This window comes from Curtobacterium sp. P97 (assembly GCF_023712445.1).
Lineage (GTDB): Bacteria > Actinomycetota > Actinomycetes > Actinomycetales > Microbacteriaceae > Curtobacterium.
Genome location: NZ_JAMAYF010000003.1, coordinates 258,729 through 278,564 on the forward strand (window position 1 = coordinate 258,729; position 19,836 = coordinate 278,564).

General features: G+C 71.8%; 21 protein-coding genes. 7 read left to right on the forward strand and 14 right to left on the reverse strand.

The genetic code is table 11. The annotated features are described in order from the left end of the window. The first annotated feature begins 219 nt into the window (after nt 1-219). Entirely contained in the window at nt 220-507 is a 288-nt protein-coding gene (locus M3677_RS04580) for a hypothetical protein (protein ID WP_066652736.1), read from the forward strand. A 99-nt stretch (nt 508-606) separates the two neighbouring features. Here M3677_RS04580 and M3677_RS04585 read toward each other — a convergent pair whose 3' ends face one another. Together M3677_RS04585 and M3677_RS04590 are read right to left on the reverse strand one after the other, a co-directional pair. Further along, nucleotides 607-954 (reverse strand): hypothetical protein, encoded by a 348-nt coding sequence (locus M3677_RS04585; RefSeq protein WP_066652733.1) that lies wholly within the window; start codon nt 952-954, stop codon nt 607-609. A gap of 99 nt (nt 955-1,053) precedes the next feature. Continuing rightward, a complete protein-coding gene (locus tag M3677_RS04590) occupies nt 1,054-1,419 on the reverse strand; it encodes a hypothetical protein (RefSeq protein ID WP_144411241.1) in 366 nt (121 codons plus the stop codon). Between the two features lie 147 nt (nt 1,420-1,566). Between M3677_RS04590 and M3677_RS04595 the strand changes: the two genes are divergently transcribed. After that, nucleotides 1,567-2,193, forward strand: coding sequence for a TetR family transcriptional regulator C-terminal domain-containing protein (locus M3677_RS04595; RefSeq protein ID WP_066652727.1), 627 nt, complete (start codon nt 1,567-1,569; stop codon nt 2,191-2,193). Nucleotides 2,194-2,242: 49 nt separating this feature from the next. Here M3677_RS04595 and ychF read toward each other — a convergent pair whose 3' ends face one another. The 3 genes from ychF to M3677_RS04610 form a co-directional block, all read right to left on the reverse strand. Then, complete coding sequence (gene ychF / locus M3677_RS04600) at nt 2,243-3,316, reverse strand: redox-regulated ATPase YchF (RefSeq protein ID WP_066652725.1); 1,074 nt, start codon at nt 3,314-3,316, stop codon at nt 2,243-2,245. A gap of 61 nt (nt 3,317-3,377) precedes the next feature. Further along, on the reverse strand, nt 3,378-3,578 hold the full coding sequence (locus tag M3677_RS04605; RefSeq protein ID WP_066652723.1) for a hypothetical protein: 201 nt from the start codon (nt 3,576-3,578) through the stop codon (nt 3,378-3,380). A gap of 24 nt (nt 3,579-3,602) precedes the next feature. Then, nucleotides 3,603-4,145: a hypothetical protein gene (locus M3677_RS04610; protein WP_209683693.1), complete on the reverse strand. Its 543-nt coding sequence runs from the start codon at nt 4,143-4,145 to the stop codon at nt 3,603-3,605. A 50-nt stretch (nt 4,146-4,195) separates the two neighbouring features. Here M3677_RS04610 and M3677_RS04615 point away from each other — a divergent pair, with 50 nt between their 5' ends. Then, a complete protein-coding gene (locus tag M3677_RS04615) occupies nt 4,196-4,861 on the forward strand; it encodes an exonuclease domain-containing protein (protein ID WP_251159896.1) in 666 nt (221 codons plus the stop codon). A gap of 97 nt (nt 4,862-4,958) precedes the next feature. Next, complete coding sequence (locus M3677_RS04620) at nt 4,959-5,717, forward strand: GntR family transcriptional regulator (protein WP_209683699.1); 759 nt, start codon at nt 4,959-4,961, stop codon at nt 5,715-5,717. A gap of 18 nt (nt 5,718-5,735) precedes the next feature. On the opposite strand, the gene M3677_RS04625 is transcribed toward M3677_RS04620, so the two are convergent. From M3677_RS04625 to iolC, 8 genes are all read right to left on the reverse strand, one after another. Continuing rightward, nucleotides 5,736-6,143, reverse strand: a complete 408-nt coding sequence (locus M3677_RS04625; protein WP_066652713.1) for a tautomerase family protein — start codon at nt 6,141-6,143, stop codon at nt 5,736-5,738. A gap of 207 nt (nt 6,144-6,350) precedes the next feature. Next, nucleotides 6,351-7,391, reverse strand: a complete 1,041-nt coding sequence (locus tag M3677_RS18330) for a Gfo/Idh/MocA family protein (protein ID WP_209683703.1) — start codon at nt 7,389-7,391, stop codon at nt 6,351-6,353. An 18-nt stretch (nt 7,392-7,409) separates the two neighbouring features. After that, complete coding sequence (locus tag M3677_RS04635; protein WP_209683706.1) at nt 7,410-8,360, reverse strand: sugar phosphate isomerase/epimerase; 951 nt, start codon at nt 8,358-8,360, stop codon at nt 7,410-7,412. A 31-nt stretch (nt 8,361-8,391) separates the two neighbouring features. Continuing rightward, nucleotides 8,392-10,329 carry a 3D-(3,5/4)-trihydroxycyclohexane-1,2-dione acylhydrolase (decyclizing) gene (gene iolD, locus M3677_RS04640; protein WP_245171578.1) on the reverse strand — a complete coding sequence of 646 codons (1,938 nt, stop codon included), beginning with the start codon at nt 10,327-10,329 and terminating at the stop codon, nt 8,392-8,394. Continuing rightward, on the reverse strand, nt 10,326-11,234 hold the full coding sequence (gene iolB / locus M3677_RS04645) for a 5-deoxy-glucuronate isomerase (RefSeq protein ID WP_251159897.1): 909 nt from the start codon (nt 11,232-11,234) through the stop codon (nt 10,326-10,328). Before iolB ends, iolD begins: the two co-directional genes overlap by 4 nt. 8 nt (nt 11,235-11,242) lie before the next feature. Beyond that, nucleotides 11,243-12,766 (reverse strand): CoA-acylating methylmalonate-semialdehyde dehydrogenase, encoded by a 1,524-nt coding sequence (locus M3677_RS04650; RefSeq protein WP_066652707.1) that lies wholly within the window; start codon nt 12,764-12,766, stop codon nt 11,243-11,245. Further along, on the reverse strand, nt 12,763-13,752 hold the full coding sequence (locus M3677_RS04655; protein WP_251159898.1) for a deoxyribose-phosphate aldolase: 990 nt from the start codon (nt 13,750-13,752) through the stop codon (nt 12,763-12,765). Before M3677_RS04655 ends, M3677_RS04650 begins: the two co-directional genes overlap by 4 nt. After that, nucleotides 13,745-14,758: a 5-dehydro-2-deoxygluconokinase gene (gene iolC, locus M3677_RS04660; protein ID WP_251159899.1), complete on the reverse strand. Its 1,014-nt coding sequence runs from the start codon at nt 14,756-14,758 to the stop codon at nt 13,745-13,747. Before iolC ends, M3677_RS04655 begins: the two co-directional genes overlap by 8 nt. A gap of 148 nt (nt 14,759-14,906) precedes the next feature. On the opposite strand from iolC, the gene rmuC reads away from it, so the two are divergent. Then, complete coding sequence (gene rmuC / locus M3677_RS04665) at nt 14,907-16,169, forward strand: DNA recombination protein RmuC (protein ID WP_066657838.1); 1,263 nt, start codon at nt 14,907-14,909, stop codon at nt 16,167-16,169. A gap of 147 nt (nt 16,170-16,316) precedes the next feature. Here the strand turns inward: rmuC and glpX are convergent, their stop codons facing one another. Continuing rightward, the gene (glpX, locus tag M3677_RS04670) at nt 16,317-17,306 is read right to left on the reverse strand and encodes a class II fructose-bisphosphatase (protein ID WP_081984693.1); all 990 of its coding nucleotides are present in this window, start codon (nt 17,304-17,306) and stop codon (nt 16,317-16,319) included. A gap of 120 nt (nt 17,307-17,426) precedes the next feature. Here glpX and fbaA point away from each other — a divergent pair, with 120 nt between their 5' ends. Then, complete coding sequence (fbaA, locus tag M3677_RS04675) at nt 17,427-18,455, forward strand: class II fructose-bisphosphate aldolase (protein WP_066652690.1); 1,029 nt, start codon at nt 17,427-17,429, stop codon at nt 18,453-18,455. 94 nt (nt 18,456-18,549) lie between these two features. After that, nucleotides 18,550-19,809 (forward strand): M18 family aminopeptidase, encoded by a 1,260-nt coding sequence (locus M3677_RS04680; protein ID WP_251159900.1) that lies wholly within the window; start codon nt 18,550-18,552, stop codon nt 19,807-19,809. Nucleotides 19,810-19,836: the final 27 nt, after the last annotated feature.

Consider the following 19,836-nt stretch of genomic DNA (forward strand, 5'->3'; position numbering starts at 1 on the left):
TTGGTGCACTGCAGCGAACCCATCTGACTCGCGCACACCAGCACGTCTCGTACCGACCCGCCGGGTCGCATTCCACCGAGACCACCGCTCGATCCGAACGGACGAGCAGCACGTCGAGACACGACGTGCGCACCCGCAGCCGATGCGTCGTGCCGGACCACGGAGTCCGCCGACCAGAGCACGGCCGGGTGCCGAACGACCAGGAAGTACCGCACCACCATGACCAGCAACGACCGCATCACCATCTCCGGGACCGCACTCGCGGCCCCCACCGTCTCCCCCGACCGCATCGCCGAGTTCCCGGTCCGCGACGACCGCTCGCAGCGCGAGTACCTCGTCCGCATCGCGGCCGACGACCTGCGCCTGTTCGTCACGCGTGACGCACGCGTGGACATCGACGGCGAGGCCGGCTGGACCGTACCCGGCCGCTCCTGGCGGGGCGAGTCGAGCCGGACCATCCTGCTCGCGCGCCGCGTCGGCAAGGGCGAGCTCGCCCTGGCCGCCTAGGTCGGACCCGCCGGAACCGCTCACACGGTTCCCGGTCCACACACGACGAACGCCGCCGGCTCAGCGCCGGCGGCGTTCGTCGTCTGTGCCTTCGGGGTGTCAGGCCGGCCCGTACGACGACGGCCCCTCGGCTCCGCGGAAGCGCGTGCCACCGTCCGCGTTCACCGGGAGCGCCGGACCCGCACGCCGTGCCGCGTCGCGCAGGCGACGGATGAACGCCGGGTCCTCGGGCTCGAGCTCGTCGTCCGGGGCGACCGTCACGCAGAGCTCGCTCGCCGGGCCGACGAGCAGGATCGACGTCGACACCGAGCCGTCGTCACCGACGCTCGGCACCGTGATCGTGTCGGTGCGCGAGTTCGCTCCGAGGACGGCCGCGTAGTCGGCGACCGCGTCCGCGATCAGGTCCCCGGTGAGGATCTGGCTCGCGTCGTAGTTGATGTACTTCACGTCTCCTCCTCATCTCTCCCTCGACGGTAGGTACCGCGTGTGCGAGGAGGTCTGGAGTGTGCGTTCCGTGGCCAGTCCACTCCTCGGGGCGTGCGGCGGTCAGACCTCAGGCGGGTCCGTCCGGAGGCGCTTGGCCTCCGGCTCGTCGGAGTGCGACGACGCGGCGTCCGTGAACCGTCCGCCGCCCACCACCGCGATGCGGCGCCCGAGCTCGTTGACCAGGTCCTCGTCCTCGGGCTCCAGCTCATCGTCCGGCGCCGCCTCGACCATGATCTGGGAAGCCGGGCCGAGCAGGACCTCCGCCGTGGTGCCGTAGCCCTCGGCGTCCGCGGTCGGGATCTCGACGATGTCCGTCGTGCCGTTCTCGCCGAGCGCAGCGGCGTAGGCGAGCACCGCCTCGGCGATCGCGTCGCCGGTCATCACTCGGTTCTCTCCGTAGACCACGTACTTCATCGGTCCAGTCAACGCTGCATCCTCGAAGGGCACTCAGCTCGGACGCGCCCCGGGGGACGCGCTGCTCCTCCGCCACGCCGGGACTGCGCGGCTGCGGAGATCGGCTCTTCCCAGTTCTGGGGACTGGTCAGGGCAGCACACACCCGGTGGACTGGACCCATGCGATCGTTCCACCCCCTCGACACGTCAGCGCTGCTCCGGGTCGAGATCGTCGACGCGATGATCCGTGTGCTCCGTGCGAACGCCCTGCACGAGGTGTCGTACGAGCACGTGGCCACCGAGGCGTCGCAGCCGCTCGACGTCGTCACCGAGGTGTTCCCGACCTGGGACGGACTCCTGCTCGCCACCATCGACCAGTGGAACGACCAGCGGACCACCGCGCTGCTGCCGATCGCCGAGCGCAGCGGCACGATCGTGTTCCTCCGCGCCATCGTCCGCGCGAACGTCGCCGACCCGTCGCTCATGCGCTTCCTGACCTCGACGCTCAACATCGCCGCGACGCCGCACCACCCGCTCGCACCGATGCTCCACCTGCGCTGGCGTCGCTTCCACGGGTTCGTGCTGGCGGCCCTGCAGCGGGACGTCGAGCTCGGCCGGGAGCCGCGCACCATGGAGCCGGCTCGTGGCGCCGAGCAGCTCCTCGCGACGTACGAGGGGCTGCAGCTGCAGTCGATGGTGCGGCCGGAGATGGACCTGCTCGAGTCGTTCGACCGCGCGGTCACCCGACTCCGCGAGGGCTGGTCGCGCGAGTACGTGCCGCCGGTGTGGGACCTCGAGACGGCCTGACCGGACTTCCGAGCGCGGCGGCCGACAGCCGTCGGCCGCCGCGTACCGGTCAGTTGTTGAAGCGGAACTCCACCACGTCGCCGTCCTGCATGACGTAGTCCTTGCCCTCGATGCGGGCCTTGCCGTGCGCACGGGCCTCCGCGATCGAGCCCGCCGCCATGAGGTCCTCGAACGAGATGACCTCGGCCTTGATGAAGCCCTTCTCGAAGTCGGTGTGGATCACGCCGGCAGCCTGGGGAGCCTTCCACCCCTTGCCGATCGTCCACGCCCGGGCTTCCTTCGGCCCGGCGGTCAGGTAGGTCTGCAGCCCGAGGGTGTCGAACCCGATGCGGGCGAGCTGGTCGAGGCCGGACTCGGTCTGCCCGGTCGACTCGAGCAGTTCGGCGGCGTCCTCGGGGTCGAGCTCGATGAGCTCCGACTCGACCTGGGCGTCGAGGAACACGGCCTGCGCCGGTGCCACGAGCGCGGCCAGCTCGGCCTTGCGGGACTCGTCGGTCAGGATCGCCTCGTCGACGTTGAAGACGAAGATGAACGGCTTGGCCGACAGGAGGCCGAGCTCGGCGATCGGCGCGAGGTCGATCGAGGTCGCGGAGAGCAGCGTGCCCTGCTCGAGCGCCGCCCTCGCCTCGTTCGCGGTCTCGAGCACGATCGGCTCGGCCTGCTTGAGCTTCACGGTCTTCTCGTACCGGGGCAGCGCCTTCTCGATGGTCTCGAGGTCCGCGAGGATGAGCTCGGTGTTGATGACCTCGAGGTCGTCCTTCGGCGAGACCTTGTTCGCCACGTGCACGACGTCGTCGTCGGTGAAGCCACGGACGACCTGCGCGATGGCGTCGGCCTCGCGGATGTTCGCGAGGAACTTGTTGCCGAGGCCCTCGCCCTCGCTCGCACCCTTCACGATGCCGGCGATGTCGACGAACGACACGGGCGCGGGCACGGTCTTCTCGGAGCTGAAGAGCGTCGCGAGCTGGTCGAGCCGCGGGTCGGGCAGGTTCACCACGCCGACGTTCGGTTCGATCGTCGCGAACGGGTAGTTCGCGGCGAGGACCTGGTTCTTGGTCAGGGCGTTGAACAGGGTCGACTTGCCGACATTCGGGAGACCGACGATTCCGATGGTGAGAGCCACGGGAGCACAGCCTACCGGCGGCGGCCCGCCGGAGCCGACCCGGTCCTCCAGGCCGGTGCCGTCAGGACGGCCAGATGCCGGACAGGAAGCTCACGAACGTGAGCAGCAGGCCGTGCGCGATCCCGAGCACGATGCCGGCGACCAGCACCGCGGTCACGAGCAGGGTGGTCCCGAGACCGATCCCACGCCGCACGGTGTGCGGCCGCGCGTCCACGCGGTGTGCGCCCGCCAACAGCTCGTCCAGGTCCCTCGGCTCCCCCATGCGCCGACTGTACGTCGCGGCGGGTCAGGACACCAGCGCTCTGAGGCGCTCGTCGACCAGGGCGAGCACCTCGGCCTGGAGGCGCTGGGAACCGCGCCAGTCACCGCGCACCTCGAGCGCGTGGTCCGCACCGTCCACCGTGTGCAGTCCGGCGCGTGTCGTCCCGACCGCGGAGGGCAGCCACATGGGGTCGGCGGAGCCGCCGACGGCGAGCGAACCGGTGCCCGCCCCGGCGAGCGCGGCGACGACGGCCGGATCGGTGAGGACCGGCGTGAGCCAGACCCCGTCGACGCCGTGGCGGACCGCCCAGGGCAGGGCGGAGCACCCGAACGACTTCGCGACGACGAGGTCCGGGCGGCGGCCGTCGAGTGCGCCCGCCACCTGGCGCTCGACGAAGGCCACCGGGTCGTCCTTCGCTGCGGCGTCGACCGTCCACGCCGGCGCGACGACCTCGACGCCGTGCTGCGCGGCGATCGCGCGCGTCCACCAGAGCAGGGGCGCCTGCTGCCCGTACCCGGCACCGGGCAGGACGAGGACGAGCGGGGTCGTGGTGGCGGTGGCGGTCACGCCTCGGACGCTACCGCGCCGGGCCGCAACGCCGAGGCCGCGTGCGGGTGATGTCGGAACCCCGTGCGACCATCGAGGGCGTGCCGTTGAACTTCACCGCGATCGACTTCGAGACCGCGAACAGCTCCCCCGCGAGCGCCTGCTCCGTCGGACTCGTCAAGGTCCGCGGCGGCCGCGTGGTCGAGCGGGCCTCCTGGTTCATCCAGCCGCCGGTGGGCCACGACGCGTTCCTCGAGTGGAACACCCGCATCCACGGCATCGTCGCGACGGACGTGGTCGGGGCGAAGGGGTGGGCCGAGCAGTACCGGGACATCGTGGCGTTCGCCGAGGGGGACGTCCTGGTCGCGCACAACGCCCGGTTCGACATGGGTGTGATCGCCGGCGGCTGCTCGGCGACCGGCACGGAACTGGCGGAGCACCACTCGCTGTGCTCGCTCCAGGTGGCGCGCAAGACCTACACGCTCGACTCCTACCGACTCCCGATGGCGGCCCGCGCGGCCGGGTACGAGGGCTTCCAGCACCACGACGCCGCTGCCGACGCCGAGGCCTGCGCCGCGATCGTCGTGCACGCCGCGGGGCAGCACGGGTGCGACACGGTCGAGGCGCTCGGTGCGGCCACCCGGGTGCACATCGCGCCGGTGCGACCGCGGACGGAGCAGCCCCGTGCGGCAGCCCAGCCGCGGCTGTCGAACCGTCCGATGATCTTCGCCGACTGACGATCCCGGGGGGCCGGGCCGCGCGGAGTCCGGTGCTATTGTCACGACATAGCCGTGGGGTGCCGTCGCCGGTGCCCTCCCCACCCGGAGGACCGCGATGACCAACGAGGGCCAGCTGCCGTCCGACTTCTCCACGGACCTGGACCGCTCCGGGCCGGTGCCGCTGTACTTCCAGGTCGCATCGCGGCTCGAGGAGGCGATCCGCTCCGGTGCGATGCCGCCCGGCGCACGGCTCGAGAACGAGATCGCCCTCGGCGAGCGACTCGGGCTCTCGCGCCCGACGATCCGCCGAGCCATCCAGGACCTGGTCGACAAGGGGCTGCTCGTCCGTCGTCGGGGGATCGGCACGCAGGTCGTGCACGGCCCCGTGACGCGCAAGGTGGAGCTGACGAGCCTGTACGACGACCTCGCGCAGGGCTCGCAGGCACCGGCGACCACGCTGCTCGAGCGCACGGACCTGCCGGCGAGCGACGTCGTCGCCGAGGCCCTCGGCACCGCCCCGGGCACGCCGGTCGTCCACATCCGCCGGGTCCGCTTCGCCGAGGACGTCCCGATGGCGATCCTCGAGAACTTCCTGCCGCCCGAGTTCACGGCGATCACCGACGAGGACCTGCGGACGCACGGGCTGTACCAGCTGCTCCGCGGCCGGGGTGTCACGATGCGGGTCGCGAAGCAGCGGATCGGGGCACGGGCGGCCACCGACGACGAGGCCTCGCTGCTCGAGATCGAGGACGGTGACCCGGTCCTGACGATGAGCCGCACGGCGTACGACGCGTCGGGCCGGGCGGTGGAGTACGGGGTGCACTGCTACCGCCCGGACCGCTACTCGTTCGAGGTCACCCTCGTCGACAAGTAGGCCGGCGGACCCGCTGCCTCAGCCGGCGGAGGGGACGCCGAGCTCGCCGGTCACGTACTGGGCGCGGCCGAACCCGAACGACCAGTCCTGCGGCCCGTTCTCCACGTAGCCGATGAAGACGTCCTCGCTCGCGACGCCGACCTCGGCGAGCCGGTCGTGCACGGCGCGGTAGAGACCCTGCTTCGCCTCGTCGCTCCGACCGCCCTGGGTGAAGACCTGGACCATGACGACGCCCTCGGTCCGCTCGAAGCCGAGACCGGCGTCCTGCGCGATGATCTGCTGCGCCGGGTGCTCGGTGATCACCTGGAACCGGTCGCGCTCGGGGATGCCGTACTCGGCGACGATGGCGGTGTGGATCGCGTCGGCGACGGCACGCACCTGCTCCGGGGTGCGACCGGTGACGAGATCGATGCGGACGAGCGGCATGGTGCCTCCTGTGGGTGGGGGGGGGTGGCGGTGCGCCGTCGCGGACGGGAGGCGCCGTGCCAGCATGCACCGCGCCTCCCGTCCGGCACTCGGCCCGTCTCCAGCACCGGTGCCGGCACCTCCGTCGCCGGGCGCCCGCCGCCGGGCGCCGCCGTCGGGCGCCGCCGTCAGGCGCCGCCGTCGGGCGTCCTTCGTCAGGGTGCGTCCTCAGGCGTCAGGCGTCGTCTCGTAGAACGCGGGCTTCGCGGTGGCGTAGGTCACGTGCTCGAGGGCACCGGTCTGCTGCGCCCGCACGGCGACCTCGGCGACGACCGACGCCGTGTAGCCGTCCCAGGCGCTCGGCCCGTCGATGCCCCCGGTGCGGGCAGCGTCCACCCAGCGCTGGACCTCCTCGTCGTACGCGGCGCCGAAGCGCTCGACGAAGGACGGGGTGACGCCCTGGCCCGAGACACCGGCCGACACGACGTTCATCGTCGTCTCGCGCCCGATGTACGCGACGCCGGACTCGAACACGGCGTCGGTCGTCACCTGGTACCCGAACTGCGCGTTGACGTTGATCTCGACGATCGCCATGGTGCCCGACGCGGTGGTGAACAGCACGAACTGCGGCTCCGGCAGGTCGACCGGTCCGAGCGAGTTCCTGCGGGGCTTCTTCACCTCGACCGCGACGATCGGCTCGCCCGTGAGGAACGGGATGATGTCGATCTCGTGGATGACCGAGTCGTGGATGAGCATCGACTCGCTGAAGTTCGGCGGCGTCGTCGGGTTGCGGTGCGCGTGGTGCAGGGCGAGCAGCGCGCCGTTCGTGCCGGACTCGCGGAGTGCCCGGAGCTCCTGGTACCCCTTGTCGAAGCGACGCATGAAGCCGACCTGGATCCGTGGGCGGTCGGACCTCGCCTGCTCGAGCTCGACGATGCGCAGGGAGTCCTCCGCGCTCGTGGTGAGGGGTTTCTCGCACAGGACGGCGAGACCGCGCTCGATCGCCGGCACGAGGACGGGCTCGTGCAGGAACCCGGGCGTCGCGACGAGCACGGCATCGATCGGCGTCGCGTCGAGGGCGTCCTCGAACGACGCTGCGGTGAGCGCCCCCGGTGCCCGCTCGGCGGTGGCGGTGGCCCGGGCGGTGTCCGGGTCGACGACGGCGACGACGTCTGCGCCGGCAATCGTGGACGTGATGCGACGGACGTGGTCGCTGCCCATCGCGCCGGCTCCGACGACGGCGACGCGGAGGTTCTCGGTGGTGCTCACGGGGTTCTCCTGGGGGGGTCAGCGGACGCGCGCCGAGGCGGTCGAGCCGAGGATGTGCTGGACGGTGCGCTCGGCGATCGGGCCGGGGGCGTCGACCGAGCAGCCGTACATGTCCTGCTCGACGATGCCGAAGACGTCCGGGTCGATCCGGGCGACGGCCTCGATGACCGGGGCGAGCTCGGGGGTGCCGCGCGGCGGCTCGGTCATGATGCCCTGCGCCACGGCCGTCGCGAAGGGCACGTCGTTCTTGAGCACGTCGAACAGCAGCTCGGTGTCGACCTGCTTGAGGTGGAGGTAGCCGATGCGCTCCGGGTGTTCGGCGATCATGCGGAGGTTGTCGCCGCCGTAGTAGGCGAAGTGCCCGGTGTCCAGGCACAGGTTCGTGTACCGCGGGTCGGTCTCCTCGAGGAAGCGCACGGTCTCGCGGTACGTGCCGACGTGGCTGTCGGCGTGCGTGTGGAACTGCTGGCGGACGCCGAACTCCTCGAGCAGCGCCTTGCCCAGCTGGTCGTGTCCCCTGCCGAGGCGCTCCCACTGCTCGTCGGTCAGGGTCCGCGACTCGAGCACCGCACCGGTCGCGTCCGAGCGCCAGAGGTCCGGGATCGTCACGAGGTGCCGGGCACCGAGCGCCGACGCGAGCCCGGCGACCGCGACCGCCTGGTCCCACGCCCGCTGGAACTGGTCGTCACCCTTGTGGAACCCGGTGAAGACCGTGCCGGCGGACAGCCGGAGGCCGCGGGACTCGAGCTCGTCGGACAGCTGCGCCGGATCGGTGGGCAGGTACCCGTACGGACCGAGCTCGATCCACGTGTAGCCGGCTGCTGCGGCCTCGTCGAGGAAGCGCTGCCACGGCACCTGGCCCGGGTCGTCCGGGAACCAGACGCCCCAGGAGTCGGGGGCGGTACCGATGCGGATCGCGGCGGGGGCGGCCGCTGCGTCGGTGGCAGCGGTGTCGGCGGTGTCGGTCATGACGTCGTCGTCCTTCGTGGGATGGGTTCGTTCAGCCGAGCAGGGGGCGCTGCGACGCGACCTGCTGCTCGTACTCGGCGCGGGCCTGCCGGGTGCTCGGCAGGGTCGAGGTCTCGGCGACGGGGACGTCCCACCAGCCGTCACCCTCGGGGGCGGGCGCGAGCGGGTCGGCGTGCACGTGCACCAGCGTGGTGTGGTCGTTCGCCTTGGCCTGCCGCACGGCCGCGGTCAGGTCGGCGATCACGTCCGGGCCGGGGCGGACCTCGATCACGTCGACGCCGTAGGAGCGCGCGTTCGCGGCGAGGTCGACGGGCAGCACCTCGTCGTTCTCGAACGACCCGGTGTCGTCCCGGTAGCGGTACTCCGTGCCGTAGCGCTCGGAACCGACGGTCTCGGACAGGCGGCCGATCGACGCGTAGCCGTCGTTCTGCACGAGCACGACGACGATCTTGATGCCCTCGGCGACCGCCGTCACCAGCTCGGTGTGCAGCATCAGGTACGAACCGTCGCCGACGAGGACGATCGCGTCGCGGTCCGGGGCGCCGCGTCGCACACCGATGCCGCCGGCGATCTCGTAGCCCATGCACGAGAAGGCGTACTCGACGTGGTACCCGAGCGGGTCGCGGACCCGCCAGAGCTTGTGCAGGTCGCCGGGCAGCGAGCCGGCCGCCTGGACCACGACGTCGCGCGGGTCCGTCGCCGCCCGGACCGCGCCGATGATCTCCGACTGGCCCGGGACCGCGCGTCCGGACGGCACGGACGCGGCGTCGACGACGGCGTCCCACTCCTGCTTCCGCGACGCGACCTCGGCGGCGTACCCGGCGGAGACGGCGTACGACGGGGCGTCCGACGAACCTGCCGTGAGCATCTCGGTCAGCGCGACCAGCGCCTCCCGGGCGTCCGCGACCAGCGGCAGCTGCGAGCCGTGCTTGTGGGCGTCGAACGCGGCGACGTTCACGTTGACGAAGGTCACGTCGGGGTCCTGGAACGCCGTCCGGGACGCCGTGGTGAAGTCGCTGTACCGCGTGCCGATGCCGATCACGACGTCGGCCCGTGCGGCGATCGCGTTCGCCGCAGCCGTCCCCGTCGCCCCGATGCCGCCGAGGTACTGCGGGTGGTCCCAGACGAGCGAGCCGCCGCCCGCCTGCGAGGTGCCGACGGGGATGCCCGTCGTCTCGACGAAGGCCGCGAGTTCGTCCTCGGCACCCGAGTAGAGCACGCCACCACCGGCCACGACCACGGGACGCTCGGCGCTCCGGATCGCCTCGACCGCACGGGCCAGCGGTCCGCGTTCCGGCAGCGGACGCCGGACGTGCCACTCGCGCGGTTGCAGGAACGTCACCGGCACGTCGAGCGCTTCGGCCTGGACGTCCTCGGGCAGGGCGATCGTCACGGCGCCGGTCTCGGCCGGGTCGGTGAGCACCCGCATCGCGGCGAGCGCGATCGGGAACAGCTGCTCGGGCCGTTCGACGCGGTCGAAGAACCGCGACAGCGGCCGGAACGCGTCCGTCACCTGCAGCGACGGGTCGTGGGGCATCTCGATCTGCTGCAGCACCGGATCGGTCCTGCGGGTGGCGAAGGTGTCCGACGGCAGCAGGAGCGCGGGCAGCCGGTTCGTCGTCGCGAGCGCGGCGCCGGTGAGCATGTTCGCCGCGCCGGGGCCGACCGAGGCCGTCGACGCGAAGGTCGCCCGGCGGCGGTGCATCCGGGCGAACCCGACGGCCTGGTGCACCATCGCCTGCTCGTTGCGGGCCTGGTGGTACGGCAGCAGGCCGGGCTGGTCGACGTGGAGCTGCTTGATCGCCTGCCCGAGACCGGCGACGTTGCCGTGCCCGAAGATGCCGAAGATCCCCGGGATCGTGCGCTCGCGGTGATCACCGTCGACGGTCCACTGGTTCGCCAGGAACGCGACGAGCGCCTGACCGACGGTCATCCGACGGGTCTGCTCCGGGCCGGCGTGCTGGCTCATCGGGAGGGCTCCTTCTCGTAGGGCAGTCGCGGGTCGATCGGTTCCGAGGTCCACGTCTGCCGGACCCACCCGTGGGCGGGGTCGTCGGTGATGTTCCAGACGCGCTCCGGGTCCGGTCCGGCCATGACGTTGAGGTAGTACATGTCGTAGCCCGGTGCCGCGACGGCCGGTCCGTGCCAGCCGTACGGCACGAGGGCGATGTCCCCGGTCCGCACCTGGCGGAACTCGTCGATGGGCCGGTCGTCCGAGGCGTACGTGCGGTGCAGGGCGAAGGGGTCGGCCTGCTCGGGAGCCTGCACACCACGGGCCACGGCGGCTTCGTAGTAGTAGATCTCCTCGAGGTCCGACTCCTCGCCCGGGCGGTTCGTGTCGTGCTTGTGCGGCGGGTACGACGACCAGTTGCCGGCCGGCGTGATCACCTCGCAGACGATGAACCGCACCGCGTCGAGGGCGGCCGGGGTCCCGAAGTTGTGCACCTGCCGGCTCGACTGCCCCGTGCCGCGGAGTTCCACGGGGACGTCGACGCGGGCGATGTACGTGCTCGGCCGGACCGTCGCCGTGGGCGCCTCGGCCACGGCGACACGACCGGAGCCGGTGATCGTCGCGGCGGTGCCGGACCCCAGGTAGAGGACGTCGGTCGGCCCCTCGAAGACGCCGGTGCGTCCCTCGAGCGCCTGCTCGGTGACGTCGTACGCCACGGTGAAGCTGCCGGCGAGCGGGACGACGAGGCGCTCGACCGCGTCGGCCGGGAGGCGCAGCTCGCCCCCGTCCTGCAGGGCGCCGGTCCGCAGACCGGTGTGCGTCCACCCCTCGACGCGGCCGTCGACCACGTCGGTCCAGCCCGCCTCGGGGCGGGAGCCCGCCGGGATGAACCAGCGGTCGCGCTGCTGCTGTTCGTTCGCCATGCTGCGCGTCAGCCGTTCGACGGGAAGCCGAGGTCGACACCGCCGTGCACTGCCGGGTCGAGCCAGCGGGAGGTGATCGCCTTCTGCCTGGTGAAGAAGGCCACCCCGTCGGCGCCGTACGCCTTGTGGTCGCCGAACAGCGAGTTCTTCCAGCCGCCGAACGAGTAGTAGGCCACCGGCACCGGGATCGGCACGTTGATGCCGATCATGCCGACCTGCACGTCGCGCTGGAATCGTCGAGCGGCTCCGCCGTCGTTCGTGAAGATCGCGGTGCCGTTGCCGAAGGCGCCGGAGTTGATCAGCTCGAGCCCCTCGTCGTAGGACTGCACCCGGACGACCGAGAGCACCGGACCGAAGATCTCCTCGGTGTAGACGCGACTCGACGTCGGCACCCGGTCGATCAGCGTCGGGCCGAGCCAGAAGCCGTTCTCGTCGCCGTCGGGTCGCACGGTGCGGCCGTCCACCACGACCTCGGCTCCGTCCTGCTCGGCGACCTCGATGTACGAAGCGACCCTGTCGCGGTGCTGCTCGGTGACGAGCGGGCCCATGTCGCAGCCCCGACGTCCGTCGCCGACGCGCAGCGTCGCCGCGCGCTCGCTGATCTTCGCGATCAGCTCGTCGGCGACCGGCTCGACCGCCACCACCACCGAGATCGCCATGCAGCGCTCACCGGCCGAGCCGAAGCCCGCGTTGACCGCATTGTCCGCGACGAGGTCGAGGTCCGCGTCCGGCAGCACCAGCATGTGGTTCTTCGCCCCGCCGAGCGCCTGGACGCGCTTACCGTGCTTCGTGCCCGTCTCGGACACGTACCGGGCGATCGGCGTGGACCCGACGAACGAGATCGACTCGACGTCGGGGCTGGTGAGGAGTCCGTCGACCGCTGCCTTGTCGCCGTTGAGCACCGTGAACACGCCGTCGGGCAGACCGGCCTCCCGGAACTTCCGCGCGAGCCACATCGCGGCGGACGGGTCCTTCTCGCTGGGCTTGAGCACGACGGTGTTGCCGGCGGCGATCGCGATCGGCAGGAACCAGAGCGGCACCATCGCCGGGAAGTTGAAGGGCGAGATGATGCCCACGACACCGAGCGGTTGACGGATCGAGTACACGTCGATGCCGGTCGACACCTGGTCCGAGAACTCGCCCTTCATCAGCGACGGGATGTTCGTCGCCAGCTCGACCACCTCCTGCCCGCGGGCGATCTCCCCCAGGGCGTCGTCGATGACCTTGCCGTGCTCGCTCGTGATGATCTCGGCGAGCTCGGCCTTGTCGCGGTTGAGGACCTCACGGAACGCGAACATGATCTGCTGGCGCTTCGCGAGCGACAGGTCCGACCACGCCGGGAACGCCGCCTTGGCACTCGCGATCGCCCGCTGGACCTCGGCCTCGTCGGCCAGGGCGACCCGCTTCGTCACGACGCCGAGCGCCGGGTCGTGGACCGGGGCGGTCCGACCGGAGGCCGAGGCGACGTGCTCGCCGTCGATCCAGTGCCCGACCGTCGTGCTGCCGGCGCTGGTCTCGGTGCTGGTGGTCATGCGGTGCTTCCTTCCGGGACGGACGGGTCCAGGGTGGCGGACGGGGCAGGCGAGTCGGCGCGACGGCGAGCCGGTGTGGAGCGATCGCCCCGTGCCTCCCGGCTGTGGACGAGGGCGGCGGCGACGTCGACGGCGGCGGCGACGTCGCCGTCCTGCGGGTAGAGCAGGGTGCGACCGACGACGAGCCCGCGGACGCCCGGCAGGGCGAGCGCGTCGTCCCAGGCGGCGTACGTCTCGTCCGGACTGCCCGACGGGTCGCCGCCGAGCAGCAGCGTCGGCAGGGTGGTCGCAGCCATCACGCGTGCCATGTCGTCGACGACCGGGACCTTGAGCCAGCTGTAGGCGCTCGACTCGCCCAGGCCGGCGGCGATCGCCATCGACGTGATGACGGCGTCGGCGCTCAGGTCGTTGACGACCCTGCCGTCCCGCCACGAGGACATGAACGGCTCGAGCATGATCGGAAGCTGCAGGGCCGCGGCCTCGGTCACCGCCCGCGCCGTCGCCTCGAGCGTCGAGGCGGTGCCGGGATCGTCGAGCGCGATCCGGACGAGCAGCTTCGCGACGTCGAGCCCGGCGTCCGTGATCGCCTGCGCCGAGTACGCGGTGTAGCGGTCGTCGAGCTCGAACGATGCTCCGCGCAGGCCGCCGCGGTTCATCGAGCCGACGACGACCTTGCCGTCGAGCGCCCCGAGGAGCGCCAGGTCCTCGAGGACGTCCGGCGTGCCGAGGACCCCGTCGACGCCCGGGCGGCCGAGGGCCACGACGAGCCGTTCGAGCAGGTCGTACCGGTCGGCCATCGCCGAGGCGTCGTCGCGGACCGCGAGCGCACCGCGCGCGGGGTGGTCCGCGGCGACGATGAGGAGCCTGCCGTCCTCGGCGAGCAGCGGACGGCGGATCCGGGTCCGCAGGACCTCCGCGACGCGTTCCGGTGACCCGGCGCGCAGGTCGCGCAACCGGGCGAAGTCGGCCGGGCTGACCTCAGGCACCGACGCCCTCCTCCGCGGTCGCCGGCGCGGGGTTCGTGCGCAGGAAGCCCTCGACCTCGTCGCTCGTCGGCATCGCGGTCGAGCACTCGAACCGGGTGGCGACGATCGCCCCGGCCACGTTCGCGAAGGCGAGGGTGCGGTCGAGGCTCCAGCCCTGCAGCAGCCCGTGCACGAGTGCTCCGCCGAACCCGTCGCCGGACCCGAGGCCGTTGACGACGTCGACGGCGTGCGGTCGGTACGCGACGGTCTCGTCGCGGGTCTTCGCCAGCACGCCCCTCGGGCCCTGCTTCACGATCGCGAGCTCGACGCCGCGCTCGAGCAGGGCGTCGGCGGCGCGCAGGGGGTCGGTCTCCCCCACGGCGATCTCGCACTCCTCACGATTGCCGACGGCGACGGTGGCGTGGTCGAGGGCGACGGCGACCTCGCGCGTCGCGGCCGCCGGCTCGGGCCAGAACACCGCTCGGTAGTCGAGGTCGAGCACGGTGTGTCGCCCGGTGGCGCCCGGCGCCCGCAGTGCCGCGCTCCGTGCCGCGGCGGCCGCGTGGTGCGCGCTGCGGCTCGGCTCCTCGCTGAGTCCCGTCACGGTCGTCCAGAACACCCGCGTCCGTTCGATCGCGTGCAGCGGCAGGGACTCCGACGTGATCATCAGGTCCGGCGCCTTCGGCGCGCGGTAGAAGTAGAGCGGGAAGTCGTCCGGCGGGAAGATCTCACAGAACGCCACGGGCGTGTTGAGGCCCTCGACCGGCTCGACGAAGTCGTTCGCGACGCCGAACTCGGGCAGGGTGCGGGCGATGTAGCGGCCGAAGGGGTCGTTGCCGGTGCGGGTGATCACCGCTGCGTCCGCGCCGTGCCGGGCGGCGGCGACGGCGACGTTGGTCGCGCTCCCACCGACGGACTTCGAGAAGGTGGTGACGTCCTCGAGCGGTCCGGTCTGCTGTGGGTAGACGTCGACACTGACGCGTCCCATCGTGATCACGTCATGGACGTGCGGGGCTTCGTCGGTCATGCGACGCGGGACCTTCCGGGCGGCTTCATCGGCGGACGAGCACGACTGTACACGGACTTTGCGCTGATGTCAGTACATGGACCGGGCTGCTGTCGGGCGCCTCTCCGGCCCGGAGGCGCGTGTCGGTGGGACCTGCCAGGGTCACGACATGCAGATCCTCGCCCTGGTCATCGGCCTCGTCCTCGGTACGGCCGTCGGTGCCGTCGTCGCGTGGTCGCTCGCCCGCTCGCGCGCCGGGGTGGACGCGGCAGCCGCACGGGCGACGGCCGACGTGCTGCGTGCGCAGCTCGACTCGGTGCGCGCCGACGCCGAGGAGCGCCTCGACGCCCAGGACGCCCAGTACCGCCGGCAGGTCGACTCCCTCGAACGCCGTGCCGCCGAGCTCGAGCACCTCGTGCAGCGCATGCACGGCGCCGACGCGGCGCGGAACCAGGGCGAGTCGAAGGTGCTGTCGGCGCTGAGCCCGGTCGCGCAGACGCTCGACGTCATGCGCGCGAAGATCGCCGAACTCGAGCAGTCCCGCAGCGAGCAGTACGGTGCCCTCTCCGCGCAGCTGCGATCCGCCGCCGAGTCCGAGGAACGGCTCCGCGCGACGGCGGACACCCTCGCGAGCGCCCTGTCCTCGAACAGCACCCGCGGCGTGTGGGGCGAGACACAGCTCCGGAACGTCGTCGAGGCCGCGGGGCTCCTCGAACGCGTGGACTTCGACGTGCAGTCCTCCGTCACGACGACCGCGGGGACCGCCCGACCCGACATGGTCGTGCACCTGCCCGGCGGCAAGACGATCGCCGTCGACGCGAAGGTGCCGTTCAGCGCCTACCTGCAGGCGGCCGAGATCCCGGCGAGCGCGACGGGTGCCGAGGGTGCCCGGCGCGAGCAGCTCATCGCGCAGCACGTCAAGGCGCTCCGGGCGCACGTCGACGCCCTCGCCGCCCGCGAGTACTGGACGGGCTACGACGCGTCGCCCGAGTTGACGATCGCGTTCATCCCGTCCGAGTCGCTGGTCTCGAGCGCGCTGGCCGCCGACCCCGGACTGCTCGACCACGCCTTCCGCAAGCGCATCGCACTGGCGTCACCCGTCACGCTGTGGTCGGTGCTGAAGACGGTGGCGTTCTCGTGGCAGCAGGACGTCGTCACCGCCGAGGCACGCGAGCTCTTCCGGGTGTCCCGCGAGCTGTACGGCCGCCTGGCCACCATGGGCGGGCACGTCGACAAGCTCGGCCGGGCGATCCGGGGGTCCGTCGTCGACTACAACCGCTTCGTGGGGTCGCTCGAGCGCCAGGTGCTGCCGAGCGCCCGGCGGCTGTCGCTGCTCGACGAGTCGAAGGTGCTCGCCGACCCGGCGACGATCGACGACGAGCCGCGGCTGCTCACCGCGCCGGAGCTCGTCGGCGCCCTCGACGAGGACTGACCGCGCGGCGCCACGGCACGAGGCGCCACGGCGCGAGGTGCTCCGGCACGACGAGAAGCACCCCGAACCACGTGATCGCGTGGTTCGGGGTGCTTCTCGTCGTGCGAGCGGTCAGGCGTCCCGACGGCCGTCAGCGGCCGGGACGGATCAGAACCACTTCTCGGCGCGGTGGTCGGCCTGGATGCGGCGGATCGTGTTCGAGCGCGAGCGGAGCACGAGCGAGTCGGTGTGGATGACACCGCGCGACCGGCGGACGCCGTCCACGAGGACACCGTCGGTGACGCCCGTCGCGACGAAGAACGTGTTGTCGCCCGTCACGAGGTCGTCCTGGTCGAGGACCTTGTCCAGGTCGTGCCCGGCGTCGAGTGCCTTCTGGCGCTCCTCGTCGTCCTTGGGCTGGAGCTTGCCGAGGATCACGCCGCCGAGCGCCTTGATCGCGCACGCGGTGATGATGCCCTCGGGCGTACCGCCGACACCGACGCACATGTCGATCTTCGAACCGGGCAGTGCCGCCGAGATGCCACCGGCGACGTCGCCGTCGAGCAGCAGGCGCGTGCCGGCGCCCGTTGCGCGGATCGCGCGGATGAGCTCGTCGTGGCGCGGACGGTCGAGGACGGCGATCTGCATGTCCTCGATGTCCTTGTGCTTCGCCTTCGCGAGCGCGCGGATGTTCTCGCCGATCGGCTTCTCGAGGTCGAGGACGCCACGACCCTCGGGGCCCGCGGCGATCTTGTCCATGTAGAACACCGCCGACGGGTCGTACATCGAGCCGCGGTCGGAGACGGCCATCACGGAGATGGCGTTCTGCCGGCCGGCGGCGGTGAGCGAGGTGCCGTCGATCGGGTCGACCGCGATGTCGCAGGCCGGGCCGTGGCCGTTGCCGACGTGCTCGCCGTTGAAGAGCATCGGGGCGTCGTCCTTCTCGCCCTCGCCGATGACGACCACGCCGTCGAAGTTCACCGTGCCGAGGAACTTCCGCATCGCGTCGACGGCTGCGCCGTCCGCGAGGTTCTTCTCGCCCCGGCCGACCCACGGCTGCGCACGGATCGCGGCGGCCTCCGTCGCACGCACGAGCTCGAGCGCCAGGTTGCGGTCGGGCTGGAGGAACAGGGAGCCGGTCTCAGTCGTGGGAGTCACGACCAGAGCCTACCGACCGGGCTCCGGGGCGGCCGCACGGGTGCACGGACGTGCACGCTGTAACCCGTTGAGGAGCCCTGACTAGGCTCGGCGGGGAACCACCAGTCGAAGGAGATCGCAGTGCCCATCGCAACGCCGGAACAGTACGCCGAGATGCTCGAACGAGCGAAGGCCGGCAAGTTCGCCTACCCCGCGGTGAACGTGTCCTCCTCCCAGACGATCAACGCGGTCCTCCAGGGCCTGCAGGAGGCCGGCTCGGACGGCATCCTCCAGGTCACGACCGGTGGCGCCGACTACTTCGCCGGGCACACCGTGAAGAACCGCGCCGCCGGCGCCCTCGCGATGGCCCGCTTCGCCCACGAGGTCGCGAAGAACTACGACGTCACGGTCGCGCTGCACACGGACCACTGCCCGAAGGACGCCCTCGACGGCTTCGTCATGCCCCTCATCGCCGCGAGCGAGGAGGAGGTCCGCCAGGGCCGCAACCCGATCTTCCAGTCGCACATGTGGGACGGGTCGGCCGTGCCGCTCGACGAGAACATCGAGATCGCCCGCACGATGATCGAGAAGACGCGCAACATCAACGCGATCCTCGAGGTCGAGATCGGCGTCGTCGGCGGAGAAGAGGACGGCGTCCAGCACGAGGGCACCAACGACGCGCTCTACACGACCCCGAACGACGTCGAGAAGGTCGTCGACGCCCTCGGGCTCGGCGACCGGGGTCGCTGGATCGCCGCGCTCACGTTCGGCAACGTGCACGGCGTCTACAAGCCGGGCAACGTCAAGCTGCGCCCGGAGCTCCTCGGCGAGATCCAGGCCTCGGTCGCGCAGAAGCACGGCACCGGTGAGAATCCGCTCGACCTCGTCTTCCACGGCGGCTCCGGCTCGACCGACGACGAGATCCACGAGGCCGTGCGCAACGGTGTCATCAAGATGAACATCGACACGGACACGCAGTACGCGTTCACGCGCTCGATCGCCGACTCGATGTTCCGGAACTACGAGGGCGTGCTGAAGATCGACGGCGAGGTCGGCAACAAGAAGCAGTACGACCCGCGTGCCTGGGGCAAGGTCGCCGAGACCGCCATGGCGGCCCGCGTCGTCGAGGCGGCGAAGGTCCTCGGCTCGGCCGGCAACAGCAAGGGCTGATCGGCACCACCAGCCGGGAGGAACGGGGCGCGTCCGCAAGGACGCGCCCCGTTCCGCGTCCGGTCACCGCCACCGCCCGTGCCACGATGGGCGGGTGACCTCCGACGCCATCGCCTCCTCGTTCGCCCAGTACGTCACCGAGTCCCCCACCGCGTTCCACGCGGCCGCGGTCGCGCGGGACCAGCTCGTCGCAGCGGGGTTCACCGAGCTGTCGGAACTCGACGCCTGGCCGACCGAGGCGGGCGCCTACGTCGTCGTCCGCGACGGCGCGGTCATCGCCTGGCGTCTGCCGGAGTCGGCGACGCCCACCACCCCCTTCCGGATCCTCGGTGCCCACACCGACTCCCCGGGCTTCCGCATCAAGCCGAACCCGGCCGTGCGCGTGGGCGGGTGGGAGCAACTCAACGTCGAGGTCTACGGCGGCGCGCTCCTGTCGACCTGGTTCGACCGCGACCTCCGCATCGCCGGACGTGTGGTCGACGCCGACGGATCGGTGCGGCTCGTGTCGACCGACGCGGTCGCGCGGATCCCGAACCTCGCGATCCACCTCGACCGCGGGGTGAACGACGGCAAGGAGATCGACCGGCAGCGCCACACCCTGCCGGTCGTCGGCACGGACGGCACCACCGGCGGCACCGACGTGCTCGGGTGGCTGCGCGGCCGGCTCGGGCAGGACGCGGTCTCGTGGGACCTCTTCCTCGCGGACACACAGCCCCCGGCGCGCATCGGCATCGATCGGGAGTTCCTCGCGTCCGGCCGCATGGACAACCTGACGAGCGTGCACGCCGGGCTCCGCGGGGTCGTCGACGCGCCGACCGACGGCGACCACATCCCGGTGTTCGCGGCGTTCGACCACGAGGAGATCGGTTCCTCGACCCCGTCCGGTGCCGGGGGCCCGTTCCTCGAGGACGTGCTCGGCCGCGTGCAGGAGGGGCTCGGTGCCACCCGCTCCGAGGCCGCCCGGGCGTTCCGGGCGTCCTGGCTCCTGTCGAGCGACGCCGGACACCTCGTCCACCCGAACCAGCCGGAGAAGCACGACCCGACGAACCGTCCGCGTCCGGGAGCGGGCCCGCTCCTGAAGATCAGCGCGAACCAGCGTTACATGACCGAGGCGAAGGGCGAGGCCGTCTGGGCGACCGCCTGTGATGCCGCCGGCGTCTCCTGGCAGCCGTTCGTCAACGTGAACACGATCCCCGGTGGCTCGACCATCGGCCCGATCGCGGCGACGCGGCTCGGCATCCCGACGATCGACATCGGCGTCGGCCTGCTGTCGATGCACTCGGTCCGCGAACTCGTGCACGTGGACGACCTCGCGGCACTGCACGGCGCGGTCGCCGCCTTCCTCGCCGGGTAGGCGGGTCACGGCCCGGCCGGCCGGACA

Bases quoted from the DNA above. Each gene is read 5' to 3' on its own strand.
- M3677_RS04580 (WP_066652736.1), top strand. From the start codon at position 220: ATGACCAGCAACGACCGCATCACCATCTCCGGGACCGCACTCGCGGCC.
- M3677_RS04595 (WP_066652727.1), top strand. From the start codon at position 1,567: ATGCGATCGTTCCACCCCCTCGACACGTCAGCGCTGCTCCGGGTCGAG.
- M3677_RS04605 (WP_066652723.1), bottom strand. From the start codon at position 3,578: ATGGGGGAGCCGAGGGACCTGGACGAGCTGTTGGCGGGCGCACACCGC.
- M3677_RS04615 (WP_251159896.1), top strand. From the start codon at position 4,196: ATGTCGGAACCCCGTGCGACCATCGAGGGCGTGCCGTTGAACTTCACC.
- M3677_RS04620 (WP_209683699.1), top strand. From the start codon at position 4,959: ATGACCAACGAGGGCCAGCTGCCGTCCGACTTCTCCACGGACCTGGAC.
- M3677_RS04625 (WP_066652713.1), bottom strand. From the start codon at position 6,143: ATGCCGCTCGTCCGCATCGATCTCGTCACCGGTCGCACCCCGGAGCAG.
- M3677_RS04635 (WP_209683706.1), bottom strand. From the start codon at position 8,360: ATGACCGACACCGCCGACACCGCTGCCACCGACGCAGCGGCCGCCCCC.
- iolD (WP_245171578.1), bottom strand. From the start codon at position 10,329: ATGAGCCAGCACGCCGGCCCGGAGCAGACCCGTCGGATGACCGTCGGT.
- iolB (WP_251159897.1), bottom strand. From the start codon at position 11,234: ATGGCGAACGAACAGCAGCAGCGCGACCGCTGGTTCATCCCGGCGGGC.
- M3677_RS04650 (WP_066652707.1), bottom strand. From the start codon at position 12,766: ATGACCACCAGCACCGAGACCAGCGCCGGCAGCACGACGGTCGGGCAC.
- iolC (WP_251159899.1), bottom strand. From the start codon at position 14,758: ATGACCGACGAAGCCCCGCACGTCCATGACGTGATCACGATGGGACGC.
- rmuC (WP_066657838.1), top strand. From the start codon at position 14,907: ATGCAGATCCTCGCCCTGGTCATCGGCCTCGTCCTCGGTACGGCCGTC.